Raw genomic sequence first — 20,327 nt, 5'->3', positions numbered from 1 at the left:
TCTGATGTCTTGACCACCAGGACGGTAGGAGAGGTGTGAGGACACCGTCAAGAGTGCGCGCACCGCACCACGGGTCCTGGCCGTCCTCCCCAGAGGGCGGGACCGCCGGCTGGCCGGCCTCGCCCGCCGCCGCGCGAACGGGCCACCGCGGCACCGGCCCGCGCACCGCCAGGGCTCGCCGGGCACGGGGCGTACCGCAGCCCACCCGCACCGCCCCTGTTGGCATCAGCGGCGCCGTCTGCCATAGTTCCGGGTCGTGCTTCACGGGAGGGTCCGGCCTTGCCCCAAAGTGGCGTGTCCGGTCCCTCTCCGCTCGCGGCACGCGCGGCCGCGGAGCGGAAACCGCAGGTCGAGCGATGGGGCGGACATGACAGCGACGGCATCGGGGACGCCTCACAGCGCGGAGGACCGGGGCGAGACCTCGGGGGAAGGGGCCGCCGACGGCCGGACGGCCGAGGGGCCTCTGTCGGCCGTCGGACCGATCCTGGTGGAGGGGGCCGCGCCGGGTCCGCTCCTGGCCCACCCGCACGGGCGGCTGCTGCGGGCCGGGCGCCCGCACCGGATCCTGTCGGGGTCCTTGCACTACTTCCGCGTCCACCCGGACCAGTGGTCCGACCGCTTGGAGCGGGTCGCGGCCATGGGCCTGAACACGGTGGACACGTACGTCCCGTGGAACTTCCACGAACCGCGCCCGGGCCGCCGCCGGTTCACCGGGGGGCACGACGTCGAACGCTTCCTACTCACGGCCCAGGAGACCGGTCTGGACGTCATCGTGCGGCCCGGTCCCTACATCTGCGCCGAGTGGGACAACGGAGGGCTGCCCGTCTGGCTGACCGGCCGTCCCGGCATGCGTCTGCGTTCCTCCCACCCGCCGTACCTGGCGGAGGTCGAGCGCTGGTTCGACGAGCTGATCCCGCGGATCGCGGGCCTCCAGGCAGGCCGGGGCGGTCCGGTGGTCGCCGTGCAGATCGAGAACGAGTACGGCAGCTACGGTGACGACCACGCCTACGTCAGGTGGGTGCGGGACGCCCTTGTCGCACGCGGCATCACCGAACTGCTCTACACGGCCGACGGCCCCACCGAACTGATGCAGGACGGCGGGAGCCTGCCCGGCCACCTGGCAGCCGCCACGTTCGGCTCCCACGCGGGGGAGGCGGCCGCACTGCTGCGGTCGCGCCGCCGCGACGAGCCCTTCCTGTGCGCCGAGTTCTGGAACGGCTGGTTCGACCACTGGGGCGAGAAACACCACGTCCGATCGGTCGGGAGCGCCGTCGCCACCCTCTCCGACATCCTCGGCGCCGACGGCTCGGTCAGCCTCTACATGGCACACGGCGGCACGAACTTCGGGCTGTGGTCCGGCGCCAACCACGACGGCACGACCTTCCAGCCGACCGTGACCAGCTACGACTCCGACGCTCCGATCACCGAGCACGGGGCGCTCACCGAAAAGTTCCACGCCTTCCGGGACCTGCTGCACACGGCCGCCGGAGTTCCGCGACGCCCGCTGCCGACCGGTCCGCCGCTGCTGTCCCCCCGCACCCTCCCCGTCACCCGCGAGGCCGGCCTGCTCGCGGCGCTCCGTGCGGTCTCCGCGCCGGTCGCCTCCCCCCACCCGCTGAGCTTCGAGGAACTGGGCCAGGCCTCGGGGCTGCTCCTCCACCGCGCCACGCCGTACCTGCCGGCGGGCAGCCACCGGCTCACCGTCCACCAACTGCGCGACCGCGCCCAGGTTCTCCTCGACGGCGTCCCCCTCGGCGTCCTGGACCGGAAGAACGCCTCCCTCGACCTGCCGGGCCGCGGCGAACGGGCCGTCCTGGAACTGCTGGTGGAGAATCTGGGGCGGGTGAACTACGGCCCCCGGCTCGGGGAGCACAAGGGCATCCTCGGCGGAGTCACGGTCGGCCCACGGCTGGTGCACGGCTGGACGATGCGTCCGCTGCCGCTCGACACCTGGACCGAGGAGGACCTGGCACGGGCGGCGTCGGCCGCGCTGCCGGAGGGGACCGCCGGGTTCGCGACGGCACGGTTCACGGTCACCGAGCCGGCCGACGCGTTCCTCGCCTTCCCCGGCTTCGCCAAGACCTTCGTGTGGCTCAACGGCACCCTTCTCGGCCGCCACTGGGAGGTCGGACCCCAGCGCACGCTCTACCTGCCCGCCCCTCTGCTGGTACCGGGCGAGAACACCCTCACCCTGCTGGAACTCGAACAACTGGGTGACCGGGTGGACGTCCTCGACCGGCCCGACCTCGGCCCGACCGAGGAGTACGTCGAGACTTTCTGAGCGCGGGAGGCGGTACGACGGCAGCACATCCCACGCCCGCTGCCTGTGCCCGGGCCGCAGGCCGGAGCCGGAAGGGGTGTCGGCCTCGCCCCGGGCCGGGCGGCCCGTACCGCTTCAGAACCGTTCGCGCGAGGTGGGCTCCCCGGCCGATGGCCACCGGGATCTCGCTGAGCACGCTGTCCCGACGGAAACGAGGCCAGGGGCGGCCGCCCCTCGGGGGGCCGTGCAGGTCACGGCCCCGCCTCGCCGCGGCCACCGCGTTCCCGGCCGGGACCCGTGGCCGTCAGGAAACGGACAGACCGCGGCCGGTCTCGACGGTGGCCGTACGGGTCAGAGGGGACGCGACCGTGCACTGATGGCCTGGAACATGCCGTGGCTTACGTGGTGGCCCGGCCGGGATGCGGCGAGGCCGAGGTGCGGCGCGCGGTGAACTACGCGGTCCGTGGCGGTCTCGCCGCCTACAAGCGGCCCGCCCGTCTGGAGTTCCGCGACGAGCCCCCGACCACGTCGACCGGCAAGCTGGCCGCCTTCGAGCTGCGGAAGGCATCGGCACAGCAGCGACCTGGAACATTACGGGCACAGCCGCCGTCGCCAACCTCGGTGCCGGCCCCGAGGAGATATTCGCCGCGCTGTGCACGGGCCAGGAGAGCCGCGGGGCTCTGCGAGCGTTCGACCCCGACCGGTACAGGGCGGCCTACGCCTCCGAGATCGACGACCGGCCCGAGGGCGGTGGTGACATCCCGCGGCGCCACCGGCCGGCTTTCCGCCGTGGTCCGTCAGGCAGTCGCTGACGCGGGCCTGGGCGAGGACCTGTCCAAGGTACCGGTGCTGGTGGGGACCACCATGCGCGAGCAGCGCGGCATCGAACTGCGGTGGCGTGACGATGCGGACGCCGCCCTCGAGGACCTGCACTTCGGCACCGCCCTGAAAGCGGCCTTCGGGGCGCCCACCACGTACATCTTCGCCAACGCCTGCTCCGCTACTTTGTACGCGCTCGGCATGGCCACCGACATGATCGGACTCGGCCAGGCCGACACGGTCGTCGTCGCGGGCACCGACGCCGCAACCGAGAGCGGCTTCGGCACGCTCGACCGGATGCAGAACGACATCCCCGACGCGCTGCGCCCCTTCGACGCCACGCACAAGGGGATGCTGATGGGTGAGGGCGCGGCGGCCGTCGTCGTCCAGCGCGCCGGCACCGGGAACGGCCCCGTGCGCGCCTGGGTGGGCGGTGTGGGCACGAACTGCGACGCCCGCCACGCCACCGCGCCCGACCTCGACGGCATCACCCGGGCGGTCCAGGACGCCTACCGCAGAGCAGGAGCGCGGGCGCAGGACATCGACCCGGTGATACTGCACGGCAGCGGCACCCCCTCAACGATGCGACCAGCGGGGCGAGCCCGCGGTCGAAGGAGGCCACGGCGTCAGGCTGCAGCAGCGCCCCCACGGCGAACCGGCACTGGTCCCGCCGGAAACCGTGCCCGGCCCTCGTGCCACGGCCGCTCCCTCGACGGAACCAGGGACAACCCGGGCGCGTGTCTGATGGAGTGACGTGTTGAAGGCACCGTGTGTGCGTGCCCCAGTTCCGGACTGATCTCTCAGAGGGAAGAGCGAGGATGCTGTCAGTGGGCGGTTCGTGAGTATTTAAGTGGTTCTGCTGTCGCCTGATGGTGTGGTGGCGGGGCGGAATCTGCCGGTCCACGGGTGCTGATCTGGTGATGTGACCGGGTGAGTGAACGCAAGCTGTACCCGAGCGACTTATCGGACGAGCAGTGGTCGTTGATCGAGCCGGTGATCACCACGTGGAAGGACCGGCACCGCTCGGTCAGCGGCCATCAGGGCGCCTACGACATGCGGGAGATCGTGAACGCGATCCCCTACCAGGGGCGAACCGGCTGCCAGTGGGCCTACCTTCCGCATGATCTGCCGCCCAAGAGCGCGACCTACTACTACTTCGCCGCCTGGCGGGACGACGGCACCGACCAGGTCATCCATGAACTCCTGCGCTGCCAGGTCCGTGAACGCGCCCGCCGATTAGAGGACCCGACCCTGGTGGTCCCCGCCTCCACGACCGGCCACTATCCGGCCAAGCGGGTGCCCGGCCGCAAACGCGGCCTGGCCGTGGACGTCCTCGGCCTGGTCATCACAGTCGTCGTCCTCGCCGCGAACACCCACGACAACGCCGCGGGCGTCGTCCTGCTGGACCAGGTCGCCGAGCACGCCGGCGGCACCGTCCGAGCCCTGGTCGACCAGGGCTTCAAGAACCAGGTCGTCGCGCACGGCGCCGGCCTGGGCATCGATGTCGAGATCGTCGCACGCACCCACAGGTCAAGGGGTTCGTGCCGCAGCCGAAGCGGTGGAGGGTCGAGCAGACCTACGGCATCCTGATACTGCACCGGCGCCTGGTCCGCGACTACGAGCACCACCCCTCCTCCTCCGCCTCCCGCGTCTACTGGGCGATGACCCACGTCATGACCCGACGCCTCACCGGTGCGAACGCCCCCACCTGGCGCGAGACGCAGACGGCGGCAGCGTGAACCTCCAGCCCCTGCTCGACGCCCTGGACTTCCAGGGAGACGCCGCCCGGGCCCTGGCCGACGACCTCCGCGCACAGATCAACGACCTGCAGACCCGGCTGCGGGAGGCCGAGACCCACCTCGAACACCTCGCGATCACTCGCACGACCGTCACCAGCCTCGCCGACCGGCTCCCGGCCGGCCCGCCGGACCTGCCCGAGCACCCGGACTACCCCCGCATCCTCGACGCCTTCAACCAGACAACTGGGCCGTTACGGGCCAAGGACGTCTGCGAGGCCCTCAGCCACGAACTGCTGCCGAAGAACGTCGAAGGTGCCCCGCGCGGCGGATCTTCGGTGCGGTCCAGCCACGGGCTTCGTCTCCTGGGGGATCGCGGTACTGGCGCCTCTGCTGCCGCTCGGGACGGCAGCCGCTACCGGGGCCCTTGCCGTCAGAGCGATCCGCCGGGCGAGGCGAGCGGACGGCTGCGGCAGAGCTGCGTGAGTTCTCGCGGCAGGAGGCGGTCACCGGAAAGGCACGCGCCCGCGTGTTCCTCCCCGCCACGGTGGCCGTCAGGCGGCGGTGGGCTGCCATGCCTCCTGGAAACGGCGGCGGGCCCGGTGGAGCCGGGAGCGGACCGTGCCGACGGGGAGGGCGAGGGTCTCGGCCATCTCCACCTCGTTCAGGCCGTACACACGAAGGGTCAGCACCTGGCGGTGGGCCTCGGACATGCGGTCCAGGACGTCGTTGATGTGGACGGCGTCGAGTGAGTGGGGTTCGTGCCGCGAGTCCACCTCGGGGCTCGTCGTCTCGCGGCCCAGGCGCCTGGCCGTGCGCACCGCCTCCCGCACGGTGACCGAGCGGACCCACCCGTAGAAGGCGGCGGGCTCCCGCAGCCCCGGCAGGCCGCGGTAGATCGCGAGGAGCGCCTCCTGCCGGGCGTCGGAGCCGTTGTCGTGGGTGACCGAGCGGCAGACACGGGTGACGTAGGGGGTGATGTGCAGCAGCAGGTCGTTCATCGCCTGCTCGTCGCCCGCCCTCGCCCGCGGCAGCAACCGGTCCACGGGGGCGGGCAGTTCGTGCGCGGTGTTCATGGGGTGCTCTCCTTGCGGGGAGGACGGTGCGGGCGGGCCGGTCGGGCGGTTCGCGGTCAGTCGGCGCTGACCGGTGCCGGGGCGGCGTCCTGGGTGAAGGCCAGCAGCGCTGTGCGGACGTCGTCACGGAAGGCCCGCATGTACTGCGGGGTGAAGCAGGCCGTGTGGTGCGGGAGTTCGACGGCGAGCCGGTTGTCGAAGGAGACGACGCAGGCCATGACCGGGCTGCGGCCGGCCTGGGGGAAGTACGACTCGCGAGCCGGGACGAGGCGGACGTCGGTGGCTTCGACGCCCTCGGGGCAACGGGGGGCGGCCGTGGCGCCCATGTTGGTCACGATGACCGAGCCCATCTGCAGGGCGGGGTGGGCGGGGACCCTCGGCATGATGCGCATCTCGTGGAAGTGGTCGCCGCGCTCGACGGACTCCCGCAGGCGGGTGCTGATCTCCCGGGCGAGGTCGAGCGGGTCGGTCTCCCCGCGGACCGGAACGGCCTGGAGGTGGGAGGTCACGGAGGCCACCATCACGGACGGCGAGACGGGCGGGGTGAGCCGCGCACGCAGGTCGACGGGTGACATGCATCCCAGCGTCCGCGGGCCGTCGCCGTCCAGGCGCGCACGGGCCGCCGTCATCAGGGCGGCGGCGACGAGGCCGTGCACCGAGACGCCCGCGTCGCGGGCCGCGGAGCGCAGCCGGGTGGTCTCCTCGGCGCCGAGGGCCAGGCGGCGGACCTCGATGCGGTGCTCCGACGGGTCTTTGGAGTCGGCGGGCCGGTCGCGCGGGGTGTCGTAGGCGAGGAGCTCGACCGGGTGGGCGCTCGTCTCCTCGATGCGCCGCAGCAGGTACTTCTCGGTGTCCTCGGGGTCGGCCGGGGGCAGCAGCTCACTGACGGGCCTGGGCCACTCTGCCTCGGCGACGGGGACGGGCGGGGTCTGCCCCGGGACGGTCGCGACGAGTTCGCTGTAGCGGTCCCAGAGCGCGTTCATGAGGGTGATGGCGCTGTGTCCGTCGGTCACGGTGTGGTCGATCGTCACGGTCAGGAGGTGGGTGTCCGGCCCGGTCGTCACAAGGGCCGCGCGGCTGAGCGGTCCGCCCACCGGGAGCGGGACGTTCAGTTCCTCGATGTACGCCTCGTCCCCGCCCTCCTTGAGGATCAGGCGCGGCCGCTCGTCCTCCGGAAGGAGTTCCAGGGCATGGCCCCCTTCCGCGGGGACGATGCGGGAGCGGAGGGTGGGGTGCTCCGTCGTGAGCGCGTCGAACGCCTCCGCCAGCGCCGAGGGGTCGACGTTCCCGCGCAGGGCGCAGGAGAGGAACGCCCGGCTCCGCTGGGCTACATAGAGGTTTTCCACGGGACACAGCGCGCGTCGCATTTGGCAGCCCTTCCAGCCGTCACCGCACGGTCCGCACCCGCACGGATGGCGGTTCTCCACATTGAGTGCGGAGCCCCTGTCACGCCTCATGGCGAGGGGAGACAGCGAAAGGCCCCGATCTTGGCGTCACCCTAGGAGCCACGCGTTTAGGGATTCACCTAAGAACGACCGGGCGGCCGAACGGCGGAGGTGCGCGGCAGACAGTCGCGCAGCTCAGGGCGTGTGCGAAGTGGACCACCGGGAGGACAGGCGGACTCCCGTGAATCCGGCCGAGCGGAAAGTCAAGGGGCCCATTCGCCCCCTTGATTCAACGGCCGCCGGCCGACTCTTCCTCCTTTTCTCCCGCCGCTTTCCCAAACCTCTCCGGACGGACATCACAGCACCCTCTAGGTATTTCCCTGGAATGGGCCGCCGAGTGCCGTCCGCGCTTGATCCGCCCGACCGGGCGAGGGCAGGGTGAACCGGGGCACGGCCCGCGACGACCGGACGGGGTTCCTGCCCCAGGAACGCCGCGCTCGCCCTGACCCCCCGTGAGAAGTCCTGCTCGCAACCGAGGGTTGGTGTCATGTCTGGCAACGAGGACGATCGTCGGCCGCTTTCCGGGGCACAGGAGGGGCTCTGGTTCGCCCATCGGCTCGCGCCCGGCACCGCCGCCTACAACACCGGTGAGTACGTCGAGATCCACGGACCCGTCGACACCATCGTCTTCGAGACGGCGCTGCGGCGGACCGTCCGCGAGGCCGACACCTTCGCCCTGCGCTTCCTGGACACGCCCGACGGACCGCGTGCCGTGCGGGACGGCGAGCCGGACGAGATGCCGGTGCACCGGGTGGACGTCAGCGGTGAGGCGGACCCGGCCTCAGCCGCCGAGGAGTGGATACGCCGGGACCTGGCGACCCCGGTGGACGTGGTGGCGGGACCGCTCTTCTCGCACGCCCTGCTGACGCTCGCCCCCGACCGGTTCATCTGGTTCCTGCGCGCCCACCACATCCTGCTGGACGGCTACAGCTACAAGCTGGTGGCGCGTCGTCTGGCCGACACCTACACGGCGCTGGCCGCAGGGGAGGAACCGCCGCCCGCCGGCTTCGAGTCCGCGGACCGGCTCGCCGCCGAGGAGGCCGCCTACCTCGGCTCCGACCGCCATCAACGCGACCGCGCGTACTGGACGGAGCGGCTGGCGGGGCTGCCCGAGCCGGTGCGGCTCACCGACCGCACCGCGCCGCCCGGAGCTCCGTTCCTGCGCCGCACCGCGGTCCTCTCCCCCGCCGAGACGCGCGCCCTCGACGAGGCGGCCAAGGGAATGGGGGTCGCGCGGACCGATCTGCTGGTCGCCGCCGTCGCCGCCTTCCTGCACCGCATGACCGGCGCCGACGATCTGGTCCTCGGGCTCGCCGCGATGAGCCGGCTGGGCAGCGCGGCGCTGCGCACCCCCGGTACGGCCTCGGACATCCTGCCGCTGCGGGTCGCGGCCTCGGCGGACACGCCGGTCGGCGTGTTCGTCCGGGCGGTCGCGGACGACCTGCGCGGGCTGCGCACCCACCAGCGCTACCGCGGTGAGTCGATCCGCCGCGACCTCGGCGTGCTGGGCCGTGGCCGCCGTGTGCACGGGCCGGTCGTCAACATCGTCCCCTTCAGCGAGGACCTCACCTTCGGCGGGCACCCCTCGACCTCCCACCACCTCTCGGGCGGCGCGGTCGACGACCTCCAGATCTCGGTGCGGCCCGGCGCGGAGGCGGACACCGTCTGGCTGGCCTTCGACGCCCACCCCGACCTGTACGAGGAGGACGGACTCGCCCTGTTCCTGGAACGGTTCCTCAAGGTCCTGCGTGAACTGCGGACCGGCCCGGAGAATCTGCCGCTGGGTGAGACCCCGGTGCTGCTGCCCGGCGAAGAGCCTGTCCGCCGGGACGAGCCCACGCCGCCCGTGACGCGTACCCTCCCCCAGCTCTTCGAGGCCCGCGTCGCCGACGGCCCCGGGCGCACGGCCGTGTCCTGTGCCGGTGAGACGCTGAGCTACGCGGAACTGAACGCTGAGGCCAACCGGCTGGCCCGCCTGCTCGTCGAGCGGGGTGCGGGACCCGGCAGGTTCGTCGCGCTGGCCCTGCCGCGCGGCCTGCGGCTCGTTCCCGCGCTGCTCGCGGTCCTCAAGACGGGCGCCGCGTACCTTCCGCTGGACCCCGGGCACCCCGCCGAGCGGCTGCGGCTGGTCATGGCGGACGCGGAGCCCGTCGCCGTCGTCACCGACACCGCCGGATCGGAACGGCTGCCCGCGACGGACGCGCAGCTCGTCGTGGTCGACGACGCGGCGACCGCGGCCGACCTGGCGGGCCGCGCGCCGCACGACCTGACGGACGCGGACCGCGCGGGCGCGACCGGCCCCTACGACACCGCCTACGTCATCCACACCTCCGGCTCGACGGGACGCCCCAAGGGCGTGCCGGTGCCCCACGCCCACGTGGTGCGGCTCTTCGAGGCGTCCGGAGAGCACTTCCGCTTCGGCGCGGACGACGTGTGGACGCTGTTCCACTCGTACGCCTTCGACTTCTCGGTGTGGGAGCTGTGGGGCCCGCTGCTGCACGGCGGGCGGCTGGTCGTGGTGCCCCACGAGGTGAGCCGTTCGCCCCGGGAGTTCCTGCGGCTGCTCGACGAGGAGGGGGTGACGGTCCTCAACCAGACGCCGTCCGCCTTCGAGCAGCTGGTCCTGGCGGACGCCGAGACGGACCGGTCCACGGGCTCCCTGCGGTACGTGGTCCTCGGCGGGGAGGCGCTCGTGGCGGAGCGGCTGCGCCCGTGGGCCGACCGGCACGGCCTGGACGCGCCGGAGCTGGTCAACATGTACGGCATCACCGAGACGACGGTGCACGTCACCTTCCACCGGCTGGTCCGTGCCGACCTGGAGGACCCGCGCCGCCGCGGCGTCATCGGCCGGCCCCTGGCCGACCTGCGGGTGTACGTCCTGGACGCGGCCGGACGGCCGGTGCCGCCCGGGGCGACCGGCGAGATGTACGTGTCCGGGCCGGGTGTGGCGCCCGGTTACCTGAACCGGCCGGAGCTGACGGAGGAGCGGTTCCTGCCGGACCCCTTCGGAGCGCCGGGCACCCGGATGTACCGTTCCGGCGACCTGGCCCGGTGGCGGGCGGACGGCACCCTCGTCCACGCGGGCCGCGCCGACCAGCAGGTCAAGATCCGCGGTTTCCGTATCGAGCCGGGCGAGATCGAGGCCGTGCTCACCGCGCACCCGGCGGTCGCCGGCGGCGCGGTCGTCCCGCGCACCGCCGAGGACGGCCTGACCCAGCTCGTGGCCTACGCGGTGCCCGCCGAGGAGGGCCGGGTGGACCCCGCCGGGTTGCGGGCCCATCTGGCGGCGCGGCTGCCCGCCTACATGGTCCCCGCCGCCTGCGTGCTCGTCGACGCGCTTCCCCTGACCGCCAACGGCAAGCTCGACACGGCGGCCCTGCCCGCCCCCGACTTCGGCGGCGTCACGGGCGGCGCCCCGCCCGTGACGCCCGAAGAGCGCCTGGTGTGCGGTTTGTTCGAGGAGGTGCTGCGGCTGCCCGCGGACTCCGTCGGCACCGGCGGCAACTTCTTCGACCTCGGGGGCCACTCACTGCTCGCGACCCGGCTGCTGGCCCGGCTGCGGGAACGGACCGGCACGGACGTTGCGATCTCGGCGCTCTTCGACACGCCGACCCCGGCGGCCCTGGCCGGGCGCCTCACCGCCGGAGCGGACGCCGGCCGGCCGCTGCCCGCGCTCACGGCGTCCGAGCGCCCGTCCCTGGTGCCCGCCTCCTTCGCCCAGGAACGCATGTGGTTTCTCAGCCGCATGGACGGCGCGGCGGCCACCTACAACATTCCCCTGCCCGTCCCCCTGCGGCATCCGCTGGACCCGGACGCGCTGCGCGCCGCCCTGGGAGACGTCGCCGACCGCCACGAGAGCCTGCGCACCGTCTTCGAGGAGGAGGGTGCGATCCACCAGCGGGTCCTGCCACCCGGCACGCTCCGGCCCGAACTGCACGTGGTGGACTGCCCCGACGAGGAACGCGCCGCGCACGTGGCCGCGGCGATGGGGCGCTCCTTCGACCTGACGCGTGACAGCGCGCTGTGGGCGGGGGTGTTCGGTACCGGTGACACGCGCACCCTGCTGCTCGTTCTGCACCACAGCGCGGCCGACGGCTGGTCGCTGCGCCCGCTCGCCGACGACCTCGGCACCGCCTACGCCGCGCGCCGCGCCGGTGCGGCGCCCGACTGGGTGCCGCCGGCCCTTCAGTACGCCGACTTCGCGCTCTGGCAGCGGCGGGTGCTCGCGCCCGCCCCGGAGGGGCCGGGGCGGCTGGAGCGGCTGACCTCGTTCTGGCGCCAGGCGCTGGACGGGCTGCCCGAGGAGAGTGCGCCGTCCCCGGACCGCCCCCGGCCGGCGGCCCCGTCGGGGCGCGGTGGCGGCGTGACCGTGCCCCTGGACGCCGGGACGCACCGGGAGCTGCTGCGCCTGGCGGACCAGGAGAACGCCAGCCTCTTCATGGTGCTGCACGGTGCGCTGGCCCTGCTGCTGAACCGGTGGGGCGCCGGGGACGACATCGTCGTCGGCACCCCTGTGGCCGGTCGTACCGAGTCGGCGCTCGACGAGGTCGTCGGGCTGTTGACCAACACCCTGGTGCTGCGCGCCGACGCCTCGGGCGACCCCACCTTCCGCGAACTCCTGGCCCGGGTGCGGGCGTTCGACGTACAGGCACTGGACCACCAGGATCTGCCGTTCGACCGGCTGGTCGAGGAGGTGAACCCGCGCCGCCACCCGGCTCGGCACCCGCTGTTCCAGGTGATGCTGGCCCTGCAGAACAACGAGCGGGCCGTGCTCACGCTCGGCGAGGACCGGGTGCCGCTGCGCCCGGCCGCGACCGGCACCGCCAAGTTCGACCTCTTCGTCGACGTCCTGGAGCGGCACGGCGCGGACGGCACCGCCGACGGGCTCGACCTGCACGTCGAGTACGCGGCCGACCTCTACGACCCGGCCACCGCCGAGAGGTTCGCGGACGCGCTGCGCGACCTGCTGGCCGTGGTCTGCGCCGACCCCGAAGTGCGGCCCGGCGCCCTGCCGCGGGCGGACCGCCCCTCCCCCGCCACGGCGGACACCACCGCCCGGGCCGGGGCGCTGACCCGCTCCGTCCTGGAGGTACCCGGGGTGGGGGACGCGGTCGTCCTGCCCGGTCCGGACGGGGAGCCCGCCACGGTGTACGTGGTGCCGAACCGGACAGGGGCGGCCGACCGGACCGAGCAGGTGGTCTCCTCCCTTGCGCCGGGAACACGGGTCGTCGCGGTCAGCGGCCTGCCCCGTACGGCCGAAGGCGGCCTGGACGAGGGCGCGTTGAAGGAGCTCGCCGTCGTCGACGCGGTGGCGGCGGGTGCCTGGCGGGAGCGACTCGCCCAACTGCCGGGCGTCCGCGAGGCCGAGGTGGTCCTGGAGGAGGTGCCCGAGGAGCTGGAGCGCCGCCACGTGGGACGCCCGCGGCCCGCCGGGGCCGAGGCCGGAACGGACGCGCCGCCCGTGGAGCGTCCGGCGTCCGTCCCCGCGCTCAGTGAGGGTCCCGCGCTGCCCGAGCCGTCGGTCTCCGGCTGGGCCGAGGCGCTGCTGCGCGCAGCGGGCCACCCGGACGGCGAGGTCGTGCACGTGCGCGCGGACGGATCGGAGACCCGGCGTTCGTACGCGAGTCTCGTCCCCGAAGCCTCACGTGCCCTGGCGGGCCTGCGCCGACGGGGCCTCAGGCCGGGTGACCGGGTCATCCTCCAGTGCGAGGACACCGAGGACTTCGTCGCCGCGCTGTGGGGCTGCGTCCTCGGCGGCTTCGTCGCCGTCCCGCTGACGGTGCCCGTCTCCTACGCCACCACCTCGGCCGCCGTCAGCAAGCTCGAAGGCATCTGGGAGATGCTGGACCGGCCCTGGATCGTGACCTCGGCCGCCGGCGAGCCGGGGCTGCGGGAGCTGGCCGCCCGCCGCGAGTGGTCCGGGCTCCGGCTCACCACGGCCGACGCGCTGCGCGAGGAGCCCGAGGACCGCGACTGGTACGAGGCCCGGCCCGACGACCTCATCCTCATGCTGATGACCTCGGGCAGCACCGGTCTGCCGAAGGCCGTGCGGCTCACCCACCGCAACGTACTGACCCGCGCCGCGGCCACCGAGGCGATGAACGGGCTGGGTTCCGGTGACGTCTCCCTGAATTGGATCCCGCTCGACCATGTGACCGGCGTCGTCATGTTCCACCTTCGCGACGTCTACCTCGGCTGCCGGCAGATCCACGCGCCGACCTCCTGGGTCCTGGAGGACCCGGTGAGGTGGCCGGAACTGGCCGACCGCCACCGCGTGAGCGTCACCTGGGCCCCGAACTTCGCGTTCGGGCTCCTCGCCGAGCAGGCCCACCGCTTCCAGGACCGCGACTGGGACCTCTCCGCCGTACGGCTGGTGATGAACGCCGGTGAGGTCGTCGTGGCCTCCGCGGCACGACGGTTCCTGCACGCCCTCGCGCCGTTCGGGCTGCCCCAGGACGTCATGCACCCGGGCTGGGGCATGTCGGAGACCTGCTCGGTGGTGACCGACAGCGTGCTGGCCTCCGAGGCGCCGGACCACGACGAGGCGTTCGTCAGCTGCGGCCTGCCCTACCCCGGATTCGCCATGCGCGTCGTCGACGACCAGGACGCGCTGCTCTCGGAGGGCGACGTGGGCCGGCTCCAGGTCCTCGGGACCTCGGTGACACAGGGCTACCACGACAACGCGCGGGCCAACGCCGAGTCGTTCACCGAGGACGGCTGGTTCGACACCGGCGACCTGGCGTTCCTGCGCGCGGGCGAGCTGTACATCACCGGGCGCGCCAAGGACGTCATCATCGTCAACGGCGTCAACCACTACAGCCACGAGATCGAGGCCTGCGTCGAGGAACTTCCCAGCGTCGTACGGAGTTTCACGGCCGCCGTCGCCGTCCGGTCCGACGCGTCGGCCGCCACCGACGAACTGGCGCTCTTCCTCCGTCTGGCCCCCGGCCAGGACCCGGCCGGTGCGCTCCGGGAGATCGCCGGCAAGGTCACTCGGGAGATCGGAGTGAGCCCCGCGTTCCTGATCCCCGTCGAGGCCGAGGCCATCCCGAAGACGGAGATCGGCAAGATCCAGCGGACCAAGCTCCGCAAGTCCTTCGAGGCGGGGGAGTTCGACGGCACCGTCCGCGAGACGCAGCTGCTGCTCGGCACGGCCGCCACCCTGCCGGACTGGTTCCTGCACCCGGTGTGGCGGCCCGCCGAGAACCTGCACGGGGCCGCGCTTCCGACGGGCCACCGCGTCCTCGTCCTCGCGGGTCCCGCGCCGCACGCCCACGCGGTGGCCGAAGAGGTCGCCGCGGCGGTGCGCGACGCCGGCGGACTGTGCACGGTCGTCACGGAGGGCCCGGCCCCTGAGCGGAACGGCGCGGCCTCCTACGGCGTACGTCCCGGCGAGGCCGGGGATCTCGCGGCGGTGCTGGAGAGGCTGGACGCGGACGGACGGACGCCGGACACCGTAGTGCGCCTCGCCGCGAGGGACGACGCGGAGGACGGCGCGGCCCCCGGAAGCGACGTGTCGCTGCTGGTGCTGGCCCAGGCACTCGCGGGCCGGACCGGCGGCGAGCGGCCGGTTGACCTGCTGTTCGTGACCGACGGCGCCCAGGCCGTGACGCCCGAGGACCGGCCCACGGCCTCGCACGCCGCGGCCGGGGCGCTGCTCAAGTCGTTGCGCGAGGAACTGCCGTGGCTGCGCGGCGTCCACCTCGACCTCAGCGACGGGGACCGGGCGGCGGCGGTGCTGGCGGAGGCGGCCGGGTTCCCGGGCGACACCGAGGTCGCCCGGCGCGACGGCCTGAGGTACGTGCGGCGGCTGGCCCCGCTGCCCGATCCGCCGCCCCGGACCGCACCGGACCCGGCCGACGGTTTTCACCTGGTCAGCGGTGGTCTGGGCGGCGTCGGCAGCGAGGTGGCCGCCCACCTGCTGAAGGAGCCCGGCACGCGGCTGCTGCTCATCGGCCGCACCGGGCTGCCCCCCGAGGACACCTGGGAGCGGCACCTGGCCGACGCGGGTCCCGCCTCGGCCCGTATCGAGGCGTTCCGGAGGCTGCGACGGCTCGGCGAGGTCCGTTACGAGACCGCCGACGTCACCGACGCCGCGCAGGTGCGGTCGGCCGTGCGGCGGGCCGCCGACGCCTGGGGCGTCCCGCTGGTGTCGGTGCTGCACCTGGCCGGCGCCTTCGACGAGCGGCCCGTCCGGGAACTCACCCCGCAGGAGTGGCGTGCGGCGCTGGCGGCCAAGGTCGACGGGGCGTGGGCCCTGCACCGGGTCGCCGCCGGCCACCCGGTCACCTCGTTCGTCACCTTCTCCTCCGTCAACGGGTTCTTCGGCGGCGCGATGAACGCGGCCTACGCGGCTGCCAACGCGGCACTGGACGACCTCGCCCTCCGGCGCCGGCGCGAGGGCCTGCCGGGGCAGAGCCTGGCCTGGAGCATGTGGCGCGAGCGGGGGATGAGCCTCGGCTACCAGCTCACCTCGCTCACCGAGGCGCGCGGCTACCGGGTGCTGGACGCCCAGGCGGCCCTGCGCTCCTTCGACCTCGCGCGCACGCTGGACCTCCCGCACCTGCTCATCGGCGCCGACCGCACCGCCCCCTGGGTGCGCTCGCACGTCCTCGCACCGGTACGGCAGGTGCGGCGTACGGCCGCCCGGGTCGTCCTCGACGAGGGCACCGATCTGGGCGCCCTGTACGGCGCGGCCGCGCGGGCGGCCGGACCGGAGGGCACGTTCGTCCTGCGGTCGGCCGGCTCCGCCGACCGGAGCGACGACACCGGCGGCGCGGACGAACTGCGGCGGCTGGAGGGAGAACTGGCCGCGGTGTGGTGCACGGTCCTGGGCCGCGACCGGGTGGGACGGGACGAGAACTTCTTCGACCTGGGCGGGAACTCGCTGCTGCTCGTGGCGGCGCAGACCGCGGTCAACAAGGCCCTCGGGTGCGAGCTGGGCATCGTGGACCTCTTCTCCCGTCCCACCGTGCGGGCCCTGGCCCGGCACCTCTCCCAGCAGGGGGCGGCAGCCGCGCCACGGGACGCCGCGTCCGGGCAGGTCCCGGACGCCCCCGCTCCACCGCCCTCCGGACTGGAGCGGGCCAAGCAGCAGGCAGAGCGGCAACGGGCGGCGCGCAGCGCCCGCCGGTCCGCGCAGCAGAGGAAGGACCGACGCCATGGATGACCCGCAGGCCCTGCCGCAGGACGAGGCACCCGCCGTCGCCGTGATCGGCATGGCGGCGCGCTTCCCCGGCGCCGACGACGTCGACGCCTTCTGGGACAACCTCGCCCGGGGACACGAGTCCGTACGGCCGGTCAGCGACGAGGAGTTCCTGGCGGCGGGCGGTGACTCGGAGGACCTCGACGACCCGTCCCTGATCCGGATGGCGTCGGTGATCGAGGGCATCGACCGCTTCGACTCGGGCTTCTTCGGGTACAGCCCGGCCGAGGCGGCGGTCGTCGACCCGCAGCAGCGGCTGCTGCTGGAGACGGCGTACCACGCGCTGGAGGACGCGGGCCACCTCGGCGAGGACACCCCGTCCGCCACGACCGGGGTGTACGCGGGCAGCGGCGACAGCCGCTACTACCCCGCGCACGTGCACCCCCGGTTCGCCGGGCAGCCCGGCTCGGTGGCCCTGGTCCACGCGGCCACCGCCAACTCGCTGGGCACGCTCGCCACCCGGGTCTCCTACGAGCTGGGCCTGACCGGGCCGAGCCTGTCGCTCCAGACCGCCTGCTCCACGGGGCTGGTCGCGTTGCACACCGCTTTCCAGGATCTCGTCGAGTACCGCTGCGACACCGCGCTGGCGGCGGCGGTCTCGCTGAATCCCTCGGCCCACCTCGGCTACCGCCACGTGCCCGACGGTCCGTTCTCCCCCGACGGTCACTGCCGCACCTTCGCCGACGACGCGGCGGGCACCTCGTCCGGGGACGGCGTGGGCGTGGTGGTCCTCAAGCGGCTGGAGGACGCGCTGACCGACGGCGACCGCATCCGGGCCGTCGTCCGCGCCACGGCCGTCAACAACGACGGCCGCCGCAAGGTCGGCTTCACCGCGCCGAGCACGCAGGGCCAGACCGAGGTGGTGCTGGCCGCGCAGGCGCAGGCCGGGATCGACGCGGACACCATCGGTCTGGTCGAGGCGCACGGCACCGCCACCCGCATCGGCGACCCCATCGAGGTGGCGGCGCTCACCGAGGCGTTCCGCGAGAGCACCGACCGGCGCGGCTACTGCGCCCTCGGCTCGGTCAAGACCAACATCGGGCACCTGGGCGCGGCAGCGGGCATGGCCGGGCTCGTCAAGGCGGTGCTCGCGCTGGAGCACCGCCGAATCCCGCCGAGCCTGCACTTCGAGCGGCCGAACCCGCTGATCGACCTCGCCTCCGGCCCGTTCCGTGTGCCGACCACGCTGGAGGAGTGGCGGGAAGAGCCCGGCCATCCCCGGCGTGCGGCGGTCAGCGCCTTCGGGGTCGGCGGCACCAACGCGCACGTGATCCTGGAGGAGGCTCCGCCGGTCACGCCCGCCCCGCCACGCCCCTCGGAGGACGGCCGCCGGCTCGTCCTGCCGCTGTCGGCGCGGACCTCGGGGGCCTTGCGCGGGCAGGCCGACGCGCTCGCGCGCCGCCTGGAGGAGCGGCCCGGGCTGCGGCTGGACGACGTGGCGGGCGCGCTGCGCGCCGACCGGCCCGCGCTGCGGCACCGTCTCACCGTGTCGGCGTCGTCGGTGCCGGAGGCGGTGGAGGCGCTGCGCGCGGCGGTGCCGGCCGTGCCGCCGGTGCCCGACGAGCCGCCGAAGGTGGCGTTCCTGCTGCCGGGCGGCGGCACCCAGTACGTGGGCATGGGCAGTGGGCTGTACCGGGAGAACGACGTCTACCGGGACACCGTGGACCATTGTTCCGCGGTCCTGCGGCCGGCCCTCGGCGCGGACCTGCGCACCGCCCTGTTCGAGGAGGTCGAGCCGGGCAGCACGGCCGCCTTCCTGGCGCTGTTCGTCACCGAGTACGCGCTGGCCCGCACGCTGATGGAGGAGGGGGTCCGGCCCGACGCCCTGATCGGTCACTCCCTCGGCGAGTACACCGCAGCCTGTCTGGCCGGGGTGATGGAGATCGACGAGGCGCTGCCGGTGGTCGCCGAGCGCATCCGGCTCATCGTCTCCTCGGGCGGTGCCACCGTCGGGGTCGCGGCCTGTGCCGACACCGTCCTCCCGCTGCTGGGCGAGGGGCTGTCGCTGGCGGCGGTCAACAGCCCGGTGGCGTGCACGGTCGCCGGCGACACCGATGCGGTCGACCGGCTGGAGGCGGAACTGACCCGCCGCGACGTGCCGTTCCGCCGGCTGCGCATGCCCGCCGCCGCTCACTCACACGTGCTCGACCCGGTCCTGGAGAGCTTCGCCGGTCACCTGCGCACGCTGACACTGCGGCCGCCGCGCATTCCGTACGTCACGAACGTGACGGGCGACTGGGCCACCGACGCGCAGGCGACGGAGGTCGGTCACTGGGTGGACCACACCCGGCGCACCGTCCGGTTCGCCGACGGCATCGCGGCGCTGTGGGAACGGGAGCGGCCGGTCCTCGTGGAGATCGGGCCCGGCGACAGCCTCACCAAGCTGGCGCGGGCGCGGCTCGGCGGCGAGGGCCCGGTGACCGTGACGACCATGCGGCACGCCAAGGCGCAGGCGGCGGACGGCTTCGTGCTGGCCGAGGCGCTGGGGCGGCTGTGGAGCGCCGGTGTGGACGCCGCGCTCCCGCACGTCCCGCGGCCGCCGCGCGGCGCGGGCCGGGTACCGCTGCCCGGGTACGCCTTCGAGCGCCACCGCCACTGGATCGACGCACCCGGGGCGCGCGCCCCGGAGGGGTCCGGCACCCGGCCGGAGGAGCCGGCCCGGGGCGGGGGAACGGGACTCGCGCCGCGTCCGCACCTGGCGACCGCCCACGTGGCTCCCAGCACCCCGCGCGAGCGGGCCGTCACCGAGCTGTGGGAGGAGTCCCTGGGGATCGGTGGCATCGGGGTCCACGACAACTTCTTCGACCTGGGCGGCGACTCGATGCGCGCCGTGCTCCTCGTGGGGCGGCTGCGGCAGAAGGGTGTGCTGGACGTGCCGGCCGCCTCCGTGCTGGCCGCGCCGACGGTGGCGGGCCTGCTCGCCGCCGACGAACCCGCGGAGGACGCCGCCGCCGGGCCGGGCGCGCTGGCGCCGCTGCTGCCGCTGCGTCCCGAGGGCGCCCGGCGGCCCCTGTTCTGTGTGCACCCGGGCGCCGGAGTCTCCTGGCGGTACTCCGGGCTGCTGCCTCATCTCGGCGCGGACCAGCCGGTGTTCGGCCTCCAGGCCGCCGGTCTGGACGGCGCCGGGCAGCCGGCCCGCGACGCCCGGGAGATGGTCGAGGGCTATCTCGACCTCGTCCGCACGGTCCAGCCGAGCGGCCCGTACCGGCTCCTGGGCTGGTCGTACGGCGGTTTCGTCGCCCACGCGATGGCGTGCGCCCTGCAGGAGCGGGGTGAGGAGGTCGAGTTGCTGGCGCTGCTCGACGCTCCACTCCCGCACGGGAGCGCGCACGACCCGGGGGCCGCGGAGAGGCAGGTCGCGGGACTGCTGTCGCGGGTGGCGGGGCTGCCGGTCGGCGCGGACGGCCCGCCCGGAGTCGAGGACGTGCTCGACCGCGTCGGTGAGGCCCACACCGCCGGCTCCTCACCCGTCTCCCGCGACGAGGCGGCCTCCATCGCCGCAGTGATGCGCAACAACCTGCGAATCGCACCGGAGTTCACGCCCGGCGTCTTCCGCGGCGACGCGCTGTTCTTCAGCGCCACGCGGGACCTCGTCCCGGCCGCCGACGCCGGAGACCTCTCGCTCGCCGCCGGCAAGGCCGACGCCTGGCGCCCGTACGTGCGGGGTGCCTTCGAGGACCACGCCGTGCCCTGCGGCCACTACGACATGACCGAACCCGACCCGATGGCCCGCATCGGCGAGGTCGTCGCCAAGGTCCTGCGCCCGGCCTCCGGCTGACCCGGTGC

Annotated in this window: 6 protein-coding genes and 1 pseudogene; 5 read left to right on the top strand and 2 right to left on the bottom strand. The window is 74.0% G+C overall.

The genetic code is table 11. From position 1 onward, the window contains the following. Positions 1-367: 367 nt before the first annotated feature. From ACSLIC_RS26370 to ACSLIC_RS26360, 3 genes and pseudogenes are all read left to right on the top strand, one after another. Positions 368-2,281, top strand: coding sequence for a glycoside hydrolase family 35 protein (locus ACSLIC_RS26370; RefSeq protein ID WP_436740201.1), 1,914 nt, complete (start codon positions 368-370; stop codon positions 2,279-2,281). Positions 2,282-3,049: 768 nt separating this feature from the next. Next, positions 3,050-3,832 carry a beta-ketoacyl synthase N-terminal-like domain-containing protein gene (locus ACSLIC_RS26365; RefSeq protein ID WP_436740200.1) on the top strand — a complete coding sequence of 261 codons (783 nt, stop codon included), beginning with the start codon at positions 3,050-3,052 and terminating at the stop codon, positions 3,830-3,832. Between the two features lie 177 nt (positions 3,833-4,009). Further along, positions 4,010-4,818, top strand: a pseudogene (locus ACSLIC_RS26360) (IS5 family transposase). Between the two features lie 551 nt (positions 4,819-5,369). On the opposite strand, the gene ACSLIC_RS26355 reads toward ACSLIC_RS26360, so the two are convergent. Together ACSLIC_RS26355 and ACSLIC_RS26350 are read right to left on the bottom strand one after the other, a co-directional pair. Then, positions 5,370-5,891 carry an RNA polymerase sigma factor gene (locus ACSLIC_RS26355; RefSeq protein ID WP_436740199.1) on the bottom strand — a complete coding sequence of 174 codons (522 nt, stop codon included), beginning with the start codon at positions 5,889-5,891 and terminating at the stop codon, positions 5,370-5,372. A gap of 56 nt (positions 5,892-5,947) precedes the next feature. Further along, complete coding sequence (locus ACSLIC_RS26350; protein ID WP_436740198.1) at positions 5,948-7,237, bottom strand: phthiocerol/phthiodiolone dimycocerosyl transferase family protein; 1,290 nt, start codon at positions 7,235-7,237, stop codon at positions 5,948-5,950. Between the two features lie 586 nt (positions 7,238-7,823). Between ACSLIC_RS26350 and ACSLIC_RS26345 the strand changes: the two genes are divergently transcribed. Both ACSLIC_RS26345 and ACSLIC_RS26340 read left to right on the top strand, forming a co-directional pair. Next, positions 7,824-16,505: an amino acid adenylation domain-containing protein gene (locus ACSLIC_RS26345; protein ID WP_436740197.1), complete on the top strand. Its 8,682-nt coding sequence runs from the start codon at positions 7,824-7,826 to the stop codon at positions 16,503-16,505. Beyond that, positions 16,498-20,319, top strand: coding sequence for a type I polyketide synthase (locus tag ACSLIC_RS26340; protein ID WP_436740196.1), 3,822 nt, complete (start codon positions 16,498-16,500; stop codon positions 20,317-20,319). The genes ACSLIC_RS26345 and ACSLIC_RS26340 overlap by 8 nt, the downstream gene beginning before the upstream one ends. Positions 20,320-20,327 lie beyond the last annotated feature (8 nt).

The sequence above is a fragment of the Streptomyces sp. BBFR102 genome, from assembly GCF_051397025.1.
Lineage (GTDB): Bacteria > Actinomycetota > Actinomycetes > Streptomycetales > Streptomycetaceae > Streptomyces.
Note: the sequence above shows the minus strand (reverse complement) of the source record. Positions and strands in the feature narration are given on the sequence as shown.